Here is a 12,025-nt window from a genome sequence, read left to right on the forward strand (position 1 = left end):
TGCCATGAGTGCCTCTTACGAACGCCAGATCCGTTTCGCCGATGTCGACGGCGCGGGCTTTGTTTACTTCTCCAACTACCTGTCGATCTGCCACGAAGCCTACGAGGCGAGCGTGGCAGCGGCGGGACTGGAGCTGCGCAGCCTGTTTGCCGCCCACCAGTTGCTCATCCCGATCGCGAAGTGTCAGTCGCAGTTCCTTGGTCCGCTGCAGAGCGGGGACCGCGTGCGGGTGGAGTTCACGCGCAAAGTCTCGGGCCCGGACAGCTTCACGCTGAACTACCGCGTCCTCAACGCCGGCGCGGGCAACAAGCTGGTGGCGGTCGCCTTCACCGATCACGTTGCGATCGACCTGCAGACACTGGAGCGCAAACCCCTGCCCGAGGCTTTCGTGGCGTGGCTGAACCAAACGGGAGCCTGAACCATGTGGGTGCTTGGCTTCACCGGCGGACTCGATCCGATTCACAGCGAGGCGCACGCGCTGCCGTATGACTTTATCCATGACGCCGCCGCGGTGTTGGTGCGCGACGGCGAGGTGGTGGCGGCGATCGAGGAGGAGCGGCTCAATCGCATCAAACACTCCAACAAGCGCCCGCACCGCGCGCTGCGGTTTTGTCTCGAAACGGCCGGCATCGGTGTGGGCGATCTCGATGCGATCGTGTTCTATGCGACCGAGCCCTACGTGAAACGCGTCCTCGAGTCGCTGCATCTCGGCGATCTGACGCAACGCGAACTGCTGACTCCGCGGGCGATGGTGCAGCGGCTGGTGCGCGATGAGATGGGCGCGGAGATCGACCCGCAAAGGATTCACTTCGTCGATCACCACACCGCGCACGCCGTGAGTGCGTTGGCGGGGTCGGGATTCGACGAAGCGCTGGTGGTGACGCTCGACGGCCAGGGGGAGGGCATCGCCGGGGTGGTTTATGACGGACGGGGCCGCAGCCTGACACCACTGCACCGCTACCCCGAGCAGCACTCGCTGGGTTACCTTTACCGCGATGTCATCCGGTTTCTCGGTTACGAGATGTTCGACGAATACAAGGTGATGGGCATGGCGCCCTACGGCGACCCGGCGCGCTACCGCGCGCTGTTTGGCACCTTCTACGACCTGCTGCCGGACGGCGATTACCGTCTCCATCTCGGACGGATTTCAGCGCTGTTTCAAATCGCGCAGCCGCGGCGCAAAGGCGACCCGTTCACCGAGCAACACCAGCACATCGCGGCGGCCTTGCAGGAGGCGGTCGAGGTGATCGGTCTGCATGTGCTGAAACACTTTCGGGAGCAGACCGGCCACCGCCGGCTGTGCTTGGCCGGCGGCGTGGCCCACAACTGTTCGATGAACGGCCGCGTGCTTTATGAAGGCGGTTTTGAGGAACTCTACGTGCAGCCGGCGGCGCACGACGCGGGCTGCGCGCTGGGGGCGGCGCTGGCGGTGCAGTTGGCGCTGGCGCCGACCTCACCGGTGCAACCGCTGCGGCATGTGTTCCTGGGCAGCGACATCGGCGGGAATGCGGAGATCGAGCCGCAACTGCGCGGATGGGAGTCGCTGGTCACGCTTGAACGCTGCGACGACATCGTTGCGCGCACGGCGGATCTGTTGGCCGAACGCCAAGTCATCGGCTGGGTGCAGGGGCGGTCGGAGTTTGGCCCGCGCGCGCTGGGCAACCGCAGCATCATCGCCGATCCGCGACCGGCGGAGAACAAGGACATCATCAACATGATGGTGAAGAAGCGCGAAGCCTACCGGCCGTTCGCACCATCGGTCCTGCGGGAGCACGTCGACGACTACTTTGTGACGACGGCGACGCAGAAGGATTTTCCGACGATGAGTGTGATCCTCGACGTGCGGCCGGAATGTCGCGAGTTGCTCGGTGCGATCACGCACGTGGACGGGACCGCGCGCGTGCAGACGGTGACCCGGTATACGAACGCGCGCTATTGGGAGCTCATCCGCGCTTTCGGCGACCGCACGGGAGTGCCGATGGTGCTGAACACCTCCTTCAACAACCACGCGGAGCCGATCGTGGAGACGGTGGCTGAAGCGGTGACCTGTTTTCTGACGACCGACCTGAACGCGCTGGTGGTGGGCGACTGGTTGGTGTGCAAGCGTGAGCCCGCGCCGGACCTGTCGGCCTGGCTGGCTCTCGTGCCTTCGCTGCCGCTGATGGTGGCGTTGCATGAAGAGCGCCATTGGACCTCACCGACCGAGAGCGGGTGGCGCCGGCAAATCCGACACACCTACCACCACGGCAAGCGCTTCAACGTGTCGGAGTCGGTCTACCGGTTGCTCGGCATGGCCGATGGCGCGATGACCCTGGGGGCCTTGATGGACCGAGTGGACCTCCCCCCGGAAGCCCGGGCGGAGGTGGTCGCCGAGCTGCGCGAGCTGTGGGGCAACCGGATGATCGGGCTGGCGCCGGGGGCCTGACGCCGCCCCCAAAAAAAAGAAAAACGCCGGGGTTGCAAACCCGGCGTGTCATGAAAAAGGTGATACGGGCGCGGGGTCGCGCGGCTCAGAACTTGTATTCGAAGCCCGAGGTGATCGTGAGCGAATCCTTCTTCTGGGCGTCGATCGTGACGGTGGTGCCGCCGAAGGGGAAGCTTACCGGGCCGAGCGAGTTGTCGTAGGTGTAGGTGAGGCCCACGGAAACGCCGAGTTTGGCGGAGAGCATGCCCTTGAAGCCGAGGTAGGCGTCGACGAGGTAAACATCGGAGTCCTCAAAGCTCTGGCGGAAGAGCAGGCGTTGTTCGATGGAGGCGGCGGCATGCGGGTAGAAGACGAGGTTCTGCAGGAAGCCGCCGCCGACCTGCAGGTCGCCGTCGTTCACCGTGCCTTTCTTCTCCTGCAGGGCGACGAGGCCGGGCACGATGTCGAACTTGAGCTGCTGCTCGTCGATCACCTTGTAGCCCACGCCGAACATCTGCAGGGCGGAGTAGTCGATGTTCTTGATCTGGTCGACGCTGTAGGAGGTGCGGCTGACGGTGTAGCTGCGGTCGCTCAGTTTGTGATTCCACATGAAGGTGGCCGAGTAGTTGTCGGTCTGGGTGCCGGCCGGCTCGTAGTCGACGTAGTTGTAGGCGAGGTCGAGGGCATGCACATCGGACAAGGTCGCGCGCATGAAGGAGGCGCTGGCTTGCACGCCGAGAACCTTGCCGGGCAGACCGAGGGCCGCGCCGGTGGTGCCGGCCGGGGTGTTGGGGATCTGGCCCTGAATGTAGGTCGGGCTGACGTAGTTGCCGCCGACTTTGAGGGTGCGGGTCCAGACGGGTTTCTGCGGATTGTCCTTTTGGCCCTGGAAGTTGGAGTTGTTGGCGGTGGAACCGCCGCTGGCCGGAGCGGCCGCGGAGACGTTTTCGCCGACCTTGAAGGCCACGACATCGGCCTCGTTGAAGGTGATCTCGCCGAAGAGGTCACCCTTGAGGGTCACCTTGCCGTTGGCGCGGTTGGTGATCTTGCCGGTGAGGGTGTCGCCATTCTTGAGGCGAACCACATCCGCGGTGAGTGCGGTGGCGAAAAACGTGAGCAGCGCCGTGCAGGCGGCGAAGGTTTTCGATTTCATGGGGGGACGATGACAGAGGTTGGCGTGGGAGGTGAGTTGACGGGACGGGGGACCGCGATTGGGGGTAGATGCGTGGTCAGGTCTTGGCAGGGGCCATGGGCTGGGGGGAAACCAGATACATGTCGATCTCGCCTTTGCCCTTGAGCTCGATCTTGCCGCGGTAGTCGCAGGCGTGGCGAGCCCGGACTCGTTCGTAGGTATAGGCGGAAAGGTTGATACGACCGGGTTCGCCGTGGCTCTCCATCCGGCTGGCGATGTTCACGGTGTCGCCGAAAATGTCGTAGATGAGACGGCGTTTGCCGATCACTCCAGCCACTACGGCGCCGGTGTGCACGCCGACGCGCATCTGCCATTTTACGGCTGAGTCCCGGTTGCGAGCGTCGATGCAGGCGGCCATGTCGAGGGCGGCATCGACGGCCCGGATGGGCGCATCCTCGGCAGTCTCGGGCATGCCGCCCACGGCCATGTAGGCGTCGCCGATCGTTTTGATCTTTTGCAGGCCGTGGCGGTCGATGATGTCGTCGAACTGGTTGAAGATGTCGTTGAGTTCGGCGATGAGCCGGTCGGCCGGCATCGTGGCCACGGTGTTGGTGAAACCTCGAAAGTCGCTGAAGATGACGGTGACATCCTCGAAGCGGCGAGTGCGGGCGTGGCCGGTGGCCTTCAGCTCATCGGCGGCATCGGCCGGGAGGATGTTGTAGAGCAGGTCGTCCGACTTCTGTTTGGCTTCCTGCAGCTCCGCGGTGCGGGCCGATACGAGGGCTTCGAGGTCGCGGTTGCGGTCGGTGATGAGGCGTTGTTTTTCCTTCTCCGCCGCGAGATTGCGGCGGGACAGGTCCTCGACCTCCACGAGCTTCGCAGCCAACCGGTCCGAGACGGCGATGAAGTTGCGGGCGACGATGAGGGACAGGGAGATCAACGCGCACAGACCTCCATACGCCGGCAGGTAAACAATGCCATTGAAGCTCGGCCCGATCCCCAGGGTGGCGAGCAGGCTCACAAGGATCGCGCCGGCGAACAAAGCCATGCCGGTGCTCAGAATGCCGGCGCTGGGTGCGTGGGTTTTCCAACCTTCAAAGATCCACCAGCCGGCTACGACCGAAGCGAGGATTAGCAGGCCGATGAGCGCGACGTAGGCGGGGTTGCCGGGCGCCACCAGGCTCCAGGCCGCGACTCCCAGGCTGAGCGCGGCCAGAGTGGTGAGCCGCCTCGACCGACGAATCTCCAACAACGTGTGAAGCGTAGCCAGCCAGGCGAGGGTGGCGATGGCGGTGGAGCTGAGAAAGAGTTGCGCCAGCGGCAGGCTGAACGTGGCGGTGTCCAAGCCGGCTTCGAAATTCACGAAGATGACGATGCCCAAGGCCAAGGCGAAGAGGGCGCAGAGGAGATTCTCGCGCCGTTGCCGTTGAAACGCGAAGAGCCCGAGATGCAGCGTGGCGAGCATGAGCGCGGCTCCGGCGAAGAACATCTGGTGTGCGCGGAGCGTCGACGGATCAATCGCGATCAGGGAGCTGTTGATATCCGGAGGCATGCGAGGGCGAAGGTTTGTTAATGACGCTGAATCATCCAGATAAAACCGGGAGCCGTCGCTGGCAGAATGCCGGGTAGATCGCGCACGACGTCGTCCAGCGCGGAGTCGGGGTGGGCGGCCAGAAAGACCTGCAGCGCGGAAGCATCTTCAGGCGCGAGCTCGGCCAAAGGCAGAAACGCGCCGGTCGCCGCAGGCAGATCCAACGCTTGCAGCTTCGAGCCTTCTTGTTGCCAGGCCGTCCAGGTCTCGGTGTCGAAGTGCAGCACGCGCAGGTGCCGCAGACCGAAGGTGGCAAGGGTGTCCTGCAGCGCGGCTTTCCAGTCCGATTGGCGGCAAGCTGCGATGAGGTATTCCTGGGCTGCCTGAATGCGCAGTGGGTTCTGCAACGGACCGGCATCCGGCAAGAGTCCGAGGTAGGCGAGGTTGCCGCCGGATGGAAGCGTGAGGGTGTGGTGCAGCACGACGGGTGAACCCACCCGCACCAACACGCCGCGGATCCCGGCCAGGGTCCAGTCATCCGGTTGGGAGCGCTCCGGGGTAAAAACGGTGGCGAGCGCGCGATCGTTGCGGCCGAAGTCGCGATCCAGAATTGAACGCCGCGTCTTGGCCAAGGTCTCTTGCAGCACGCTGTGCATGACCTTGAGGATGTCGCCCACGTCAGCGACTTCCTTGATGCGGGTATCGGCGACGTTATCGGGAAACTGTGACTCTCCGAGCGTTCCGGCGACGTGGCCGAGGCGTTTGAATTCATGGGAAATCAGCCAGGCGAGGGCACCGCAGACGGCGAGGCCGCCGAGCAGGGTCCAACCGGCCAACCAACCGGCATGGCGCAGGATGGCGGCCCGGCGTTCCCGGTAGAGTTTGGCGTTGAGTTCCAGGCCGACCCGCAAGCCCCGGCCCGCGTCGACGAGGATGGGGCGCACCCATTGCCCGTCTTCGTTTGGTCCCACCATCCCGAGGTGCAGGCCTTCCGGTGACAGGGGACTGGCCGGATCCACCCGGGGGGCGTGGCCGGAGTGCCCGGTGTCAACCAACGTCCGTCCCTCTGTATCGAAGACGAGGATACGCTCGAGCTGACCGGCGCGCCGCAGGCGCTCAAACACCTCCGCGCAGGCCTCCTGTTCGGCGAGGCCGAGCGTGCCGGGCGTGGCCGTGGGAATGACCGGCAGGAACTCGCGCATCGCGACGGCCGCGGTGGTGGCCTCGGTGTCGAAAGACTTTTGTTCCGCCGCCAGTTGCAGCCAGACCGTCAGCGCCGAGCCGAGCGCGGCCAGGCCGACGAAAAGCGGCATGACGTAGAGCAGAATCTGGCGGCGGGTGGTCATGTGCGATGGGGTCCGGGCAAATCGGGTCCGGTGAGCAAGGCGTGCACAAATTGCGGACACTCCCGCATGAGGGTGAACACGTAGCCGCGCCGGAGCACGATGATGGCGGCGCCGTCCGGACCAGCGTTGAGGGCTTCGCCGGGCTGAGAGTGCAGCAGGCCGAGGAGGCCGTTGAGTGGCGACGCGGCGGTGCCATCGGCGAACACGAGGCTGCCGGCCACCGTGACCCAGAGGCTGGTAAACGGGCGGTCGCCGGAAAAGGCCGGCTCATGGGCCGCGAGCTGTCGGGGTTCGGCGACCTCGGCGAGCAGCGTCAGCTCCTCCTCGGTCAATTGGTCAAACGGCGGCACCCGGCGCAGCGCGAGGGTGCGGCCGAGGAGGGTGGTGATCGTGGGCGCGTCCTTTTTCATGCCGGCAGATGGACGAGGATGAAGTGCCCCGAAGGCAGTGCGGTTTGCAGCGAGCGGAGGTAGGCCGAAGCGGCGGTGCGTTCGGCCGGCTCTGGCAATGGTTGCGCGGGCGGCGGGCTGATCCAAACGCGGGCTTGGTCGCGATCGCCGAGGCGGGCCTCGAACCACCGCACGGGCGACGACGTGCCGAGTGAATCGGTGCCGTGTTGGGTCAACTGCAGCCAGGTGGTGTCGGGGGAGACCTGCGCCAGCGCCGCACCGAGATCGGCCGGGTCGGCGGCGTGGCGGGCGCGCAGGGCGCGGGCTGTCTCGGCCAGCACGGCACGGCGTTGGGCGGTTTCCGCCGGGCGGGTGCCGGGGTCCGCCGGTCGGAACCAGGCGATCATGGCGGCGCCGTCGGGGATGGCGCCGTGGCACAGGGCATCGAGTGAATGCAGACCGGCACTGGGGCCCCAGGCCCACGCACCGTGTTGGCCGCTGGCACCGCCGAGCTCTTGCAGGCGGCTCTGGAGGGCGTTGCGGTTTTGTCGCTGTTGGCGTTCGCGGATGGCGGCTCCAAGGGAGGCGATGAGGGCGTTGAGTTGGCTGGTCGACTGGGTGAAGGCCCGGGCCACGCGCTGGAGTTCGAGCGGCGAAGCGACCGCAACGGTTTGGGCGTAGTTGCCGGCCGCCGCCTGCATGGCCGCTTGGCGAATGATGTCGAGCGGCGCGGTGATGCGGCGGACGATGCCCAGGGAGAAGACACCGGCGAGGACCATCAGGAGCACGCCGGCACCGATGGTGACGACCAAGGCGCGGTGGGTGGTTGTTTCGATCGCGCTGATGTCGATGTCGGCGCCGGCCATGGCCACGACCGCATCGCTTTCCGGATCGCGAATGGGCGCGAAGGCCGTCTTGAGCAGCCCCCATTGGTCCCACTCCAGGACATCGCTGACGTAGACCTTGCCGGTGGTCTGCAACTCGTGCACGGGCTCGACCAGCTCATCCGGCACGACGTCGACCGCCAGCAGTGAGGTGTGGTCCTCGCCAATGGAGGCATCGAGTCCGTAGCGCAGGTTGGCGCGGTCATACACGACCTGGGTGTAGAGGTAACGCGTGCCCACGGTGGCGTGCAGGTTGCGCATCGGAGCAACGTAACGCAGGTAGATCGGAGCCAACTCGTGACCGAAGGCGGGGAGGCGTTCGCCGGTGGAGACGTAACCGGTGTCGCGGTCGATCAAGAACAGGGAGTGGGAGGTCGCAAACAATTGCCCGGTTTGGTGGTCCCAATCGAGCGCGGTGAGGCGGACCTGCTCGCTGGGGTTGATGTGATCGGCGGGCTGATCGGGATCGTAGTTGAGGGTCTGGCGTGATTTGATCTCGCCGGTGATGGGATCGATTTCGACGAGGTTGTTGCCCGTTTGATCAAGCGCCCAAAGCACGCCGCGTTCGGTGTCGTAGGTGAGGTCGCGCGGGGCAAAGGGCAGGTCGGCGAGCACAGTGGTTTGGGCGGTGGACCAGTCGTAGCGCAGGAAGTCGCGGCCGGCGATGAACAGCCAGCCTTCGGCGGGGGCGGAGGCGAGGGTATGGAGCGGAGGTTCGAACGCGGAAAAGGGCGCGAGTTCACGCGTGCCGAGGTCGAAGGACCGGATGACGCCGGTGCCGCCATCGACGACCAGCAGGTGGTCGGGGTCCTGTCCGGAAGCCACCACGGAAAAATCCTGCGGAAGAGCGATGTCGGTCCACGTGGCGATGCCGGTGCCGCTGTCGATGTGCACCAACCTGCTTTGCGCGAGGTCGGCGCTCCAAAGGCCGCCCGCGGCATCGTCGGAGACCAATCCGCCGAAGTGCGGCGGTTCCATCAGTCGCCGGTGGTCCGCGGGGTCGATGAACGCGGCGGTGGTGGTGCACACGGCGGTGAGCATGCGGTCAAATCCCTCGAGGATGGTGGTCCGCAGTCCACGGTAAGTGAGCACCGCATAGGCTACGGTGAGGAGGCCGAGCCCGGGCAGGGTGCACAAGAGGAACCAGGTGCGGAGGGCGAACTTGCGACGGGTGGTCCTCACGGGCGGACTTTTCGCTTGAGCATGAGAATACCGAAGGCGGCGTGCGTTTCGATCGCGTGGCGGATCGCGTGCGCCGGCACATGCAGCACCCGGCTGCCGGGCTGGGCGACCAGCGCCGGGGCCAGGGCTTGGCCGGCAAAATAGGCGTCGAGGCCGAGGGTTTCGCCGGCCCGGTGCACCTTGCCGTTGGCGGCGCGCACCTCGCCGGCGAGCACCTGCCAAAAACCGTCGGGCGCCGTGGCGCCTGGGTGCAGGGTATGGGCATCCGTCGCGGCGAGGTGGCGCAGGTTGGCGGCGAGCGCCTCGTGGTGAAGAAAGCGGGCCTCGGCGAGTGCGGGGATGTGCATCAGCTCATGCACGAGCTCGACCGGGGTCGGCCGGTCGACGGTGCCCTGGTCGCGTTGGAGCAGGGTGAGGTAGGTCGAACGGGGCATCGCCTGCGGCTGGGTGCGCAGGCGTTTGAGGATCGCCTCGCGCGACACCTGCGGGTCACTCAGGTGCAGGGCTTGGAGTGCGGCGGAGGCTTCAAGCGGAAAACGCGCGGTGAGCGCCCGGTGCAGCACGGCGGTGGAATCGGTGGACGTGATAAGCCCCTCCTCCCGGCCGTAGGCCACTTGCTCCTCAATGGAGCGACCGTCGATGAGGGGACGCAGCAGGGCGAAGATCCGGCGCGTGCAGGCCTGTTCCACGGCTTCGATGGCGTAGCCACGTTCCTTGGACTGGCCGCTGCCGAAGGAAATGATCGGCGCTTCCTGTCCGGACAGACGACCGGCGATGGTCAGGATCTCGAGCGTGATATCGACGGTGAGCGCGGGGAAGTCGCGGTAGATGCGGGTCAGCACCGCGAAGCTGGGGTCTCGGTCGGCGAGCGCAGCCAGGGTATGGTGGTTGGCGAGGTAGGTGTAGGAACGTTTGAGCGTGGCCTCGATGAGGGGTTGCGCGACCGAGTCGACTTGGGCGGCGGAGAGTTTGCCGATGCCCTGCAGGGCGATGCTGCGCGCGGCCATGGTGAATCCCGGGCTCTGCGCGACGGCCGAGAGCACGGGCACCGCGCGGGGACCAAACTCGACGACGAGGCGCTTGGCGCGCCGGCGTTCGGCAGGGAGAAATGCGCCGGCGCGTTCCAGCACCTGTGGGATGATCTGGGAATCGCCGATGCGTTCGATGGCGTCAAAGGCCAGGCGGCGATCTTCCGGCGAATCGGAAGCCAGGGAGGCGATCAGGTCACTGAGCAGGGAGTGACCGGTTTCCCCGACCAGGCCCGTGATGGCCCGGAGCGCGGTGGCCCGGACGGCCGGTTCCTTGTGGTCGAGAAAATCGCGCAGGCGGTAGGCAAACTTGCCATCGCGCATGAGACCGAGGGTTTCGATGCCGAGGGTGACATGGTCGGGCTGATCGGAGGTCAGCAGCTGTTCGATTTCGGCCAGAGCGTGGTGGTTGTCCGGCAGGGCGGCGCTGCGCCACAGCATGACGGCCCCGGAGGCGCGCGCGCGTTTTTCGGCGGCGATGAGCAGGGCCTTGGCTTGGTCGGGTGCCAGCAGCCCGTGGCGACCCAGGACCTCGATCAACTCAATGTTTTCGATCTCCGGTTGTTTCTCCAGCCAACGCTGAATCTCGAGCGCCGCCTCGGAGCCGCGGTCGGCCATGATTTGGTCAAACAGGGGGCGGGCGTGTTGGCGGTGCAGCGCGTTCGGGTGCCCCAGCATGCGCATGAGCGCCGGGGCTGCGCGGGCCGGATCGTTGAGGCTGAGGAAGCGCAGCGCGAGGGCCGCTTCGCGGGGATCGGCGGACTCGACGCTGGCGAGCGCCAGCTCGACCTCGGCGGGGGTGCCGCCGGTGAGGGCGGTGTCGTGGCGGCGGGAGAAATCCAACCACTCGAGGCGCAGGTTGGCGGCAATGGCGGCGGGGAAATCCGTTTTGATGATGAACACCAGGATGAGACAGCCCGCGGCGGCGAGAATGCCCCACATCGACAGTTCGGCCCCGCTAAGCCGGGTGCCGGCGAAGAAGAGAAACACACCGGCGGTGGCGGTGGCGAAGGGTTCGCCAAAACCTTCGATGAAGGTGCGGATCTGTTTGCGCCGGGCGGCAGGCAGGCCGGAGAACAACAGGTTCACGTTGTTGTAGTCGATGGCCGTCATGATGCCTTGGTAGGCGAGGAAGCCGGCGGCGGCGGAAAGGAACCCGCCGTCCAGCAGCAGCCACGTGAACACGATGCCGTAGGCGATGGGCTGGATGAGCGCGACGTTGGGCACCCCGAGACGCGCGACGAGCTTGTTGAAGAAGAAGAGGGTGAGGGCGAAGTTCAGGACGTTGACCATCGCGTTCAGCCGACCCAGCAAGCCGGCGAGCTCGGCCTGATCCAGTCCCTGCGAGAAGATGCCCATGTATTGGTATTCGCAGATCGTCGCGGTGACGAGGGTGCCGAAGAGCAGCAGGGTCAGCACGATGGCGTAGCGCGAGTCGAACAGCGCCCGGAAGCCTTCCAGCGGGGAGTCAGTTTCGCCCGTCTCGACGCCTTCGCCATCGTCGTCATCCTCGGCGTCCAGACGCTTGAAGCGGTGGCGGATGTTGGCGAGCAAGGGCCACGCCAGGAGAGCGGTGGCGGACCAGGTGAGAAACAACAACGCCACGCCAAATCGCTCGGAAATGGGGCCCACCAACGAGCCTCCGATAATCGCTCCGATCGCGGAACCGGCGGCGAAAATCGAGAACACCCGCTTGGCATCGACGAGGTCGAAGAACCCGTCGATGAAGTTCCACAGCAAGGTGTAGAGTCCGACGATCCACAGCGCGACGTAGAGCTTGGCCGCGTAGCACAACAGGATGGGCTCGGCGCCGGCGGTTCGGTGGAAGGCGAAGGCCAGGGCGCCGCCGCCGGCGATGAGCAGGCCGAGGGTCAGGTCGAACACCCGGTCGATGCCCCAGCGCGATTGCAGGTAGGAATAGGTCGGGATGTAGGCCAGCATCATCACCGGGGTGAGCAGGTAGATGTGCGGCAGCTTTTCCGCGCCGACGTTGACCAGGAAGAGGGAGTCCGCTCCCGCCATCCCGAGGGCCAGCCCGGCCTGCACCAGCAGACCCAGCAAAGCGAAGCGAACCACCTTGGGGCCCTCGCCGGCTTCGACCGGAATCAACTTCTGCAGAACGCTCATGG

At 65.8% G+C, this 12,025-nt stretch carries 8 protein-coding genes; 2 read left to right on the top strand and 6 right to left on the bottom strand.

Annotation, left to right across the window (positions count from 1 at the left end; translation table 11 throughout):
• Window positions 1-4: 4 nt before the first annotated feature.
• Both AC0MRV_RS11135 and AC0MRV_RS11140 read left to right on the top strand, forming a co-directional pair.
• Window positions 5-418 carry an acyl-CoA thioesterase gene (locus tag AC0MRV_RS11135; RefSeq protein WP_472764544.1) on the top strand — a complete coding sequence of 138 codons (414 nt, stop codon included), beginning with the start codon at window positions 5-7 and terminating at the stop codon, window positions 416-418.
• Window positions 419-421: 3 nt separating this feature from the next.
• A complete protein-coding gene (locus AC0MRV_RS11140) occupies window positions 422-2,425 on the top strand; it encodes a carbamoyltransferase family protein (RefSeq protein WP_472764545.1) in 2,004 nt (667 codons plus the stop codon).
• 85 nt (window positions 2,426-2,510) lie between these two features.
• Here the strand turns inward: AC0MRV_RS11140 and AC0MRV_RS11145 are convergent, their stop codons facing one another.
• The 6 genes from AC0MRV_RS11145 to AC0MRV_RS11170 form a co-directional block, all read right to left on the bottom strand.
• The gene (locus AC0MRV_RS11145) at window positions 2,511-3,557 is read right to left on the bottom strand and encodes a DUF481 domain-containing protein (RefSeq protein WP_472764546.1); all 1,047 of its coding nucleotides are present in this window, start codon (window positions 3,555-3,557) and stop codon (window positions 2,511-2,513) included.
• A 76-nt stretch (window positions 3,558-3,633) separates the two neighbouring features.
• Complete coding sequence (locus AC0MRV_RS11150; RefSeq protein WP_472764547.1) at window positions 3,634-5,088, bottom strand: adenylate/guanylate cyclase domain-containing protein; 1,455 nt, start codon at window positions 5,086-5,088, stop codon at window positions 3,634-3,636.
• Between the two features lie 17 nt (window positions 5,089-5,105).
• Window positions 5,106-6,413: a hypothetical protein gene (locus AC0MRV_RS11155; protein WP_472764548.1), complete on the bottom strand. Its 1,308-nt coding sequence runs from the start codon at window positions 6,411-6,413 to the stop codon at window positions 5,106-5,108.
• The gene (locus AC0MRV_RS11160; protein ID WP_472764549.1) at window positions 6,410-6,823 is read right to left on the bottom strand and encodes a hypothetical protein; all 414 of its coding nucleotides are present in this window, start codon (window positions 6,821-6,823) and stop codon (window positions 6,410-6,412) included. The genes AC0MRV_RS11155 and AC0MRV_RS11160 overlap by 4 nt, the downstream gene beginning before the upstream one ends.
• Window positions 6,820-8,868: a HAMP domain-containing protein gene (locus AC0MRV_RS11165; protein ID WP_472764550.1), complete on the bottom strand. Its 2,049-nt coding sequence runs from the start codon at window positions 8,866-8,868 to the stop codon at window positions 6,820-6,822. Before AC0MRV_RS11165 ends, AC0MRV_RS11160 begins: the two co-directional genes overlap by 4 nt.
• Window positions 8,865-12,023 (bottom strand): hypothetical protein, encoded by a 3,159-nt coding sequence (locus AC0MRV_RS11170; protein WP_472764551.1) that lies wholly within the window; start codon window positions 12,021-12,023, stop codon window positions 8,865-8,867. The genes AC0MRV_RS11165 and AC0MRV_RS11170 overlap by 4 nt, the downstream gene beginning before the upstream one ends.
• Between the last annotated feature and the right edge of the window lie 2 nt (window positions 12,024-12,025).

Origin of the sequence: Actomonas spartinae, assembly GCF_051209155.1 — a bacterium.
Taxonomy (GTDB): domain Bacteria; phylum Verrucomicrobiota; class Verrucomicrobiia; order Opitutales; family Opitutaceae; genus Actomonas.

Bases quoted from the DNA above. Each gene is read 5' to 3' on its own strand.
- AC0MRV_RS11135 (WP_472764544.1), top strand. From the start codon at position 5: ATGAGTGCCTCTTACGAACGCCAGATCCGTTTCGCCGATGTCGACGGC.
- AC0MRV_RS11140 (WP_472764545.1), top strand. From the start codon at position 422: ATGTGGGTGCTTGGCTTCACCGGCGGACTCGATCCGATTCACAGCGAG.
- AC0MRV_RS11145 (WP_472764546.1), bottom strand. From the start codon at position 3,557: ATGAAATCGAAAACCTTCGCCGCCTGCACGGCGCTGCTCACGTTTTTC.
- AC0MRV_RS11155 (WP_472764548.1), bottom strand. From the start codon at position 6,413: ATGACCACCCGCCGCCAGATTCTGCTCTACGTCATGCCGCTTTTCGTC.
- AC0MRV_RS11170 (WP_472764551.1), bottom strand. From the start codon at position 12,023: ATGAGCGTTCTGCAGAAGTTGATTCCGGTCGAAGCCGGCGAGGGCCCC.
- AC0MRV_RS11150 (WP_472764547.1), bottom strand. From the start codon at position 5,088: ATGCCTCCGGATATCAACAGCTCCCTGATCGCGATTGATCCGTCGACG.
- AC0MRV_RS11160 (WP_472764549.1), bottom strand. From the start codon at position 6,823: ATGAAAAAGGACGCGCCCACGATCACCACCCTCCTCGGCCGCACCCTC.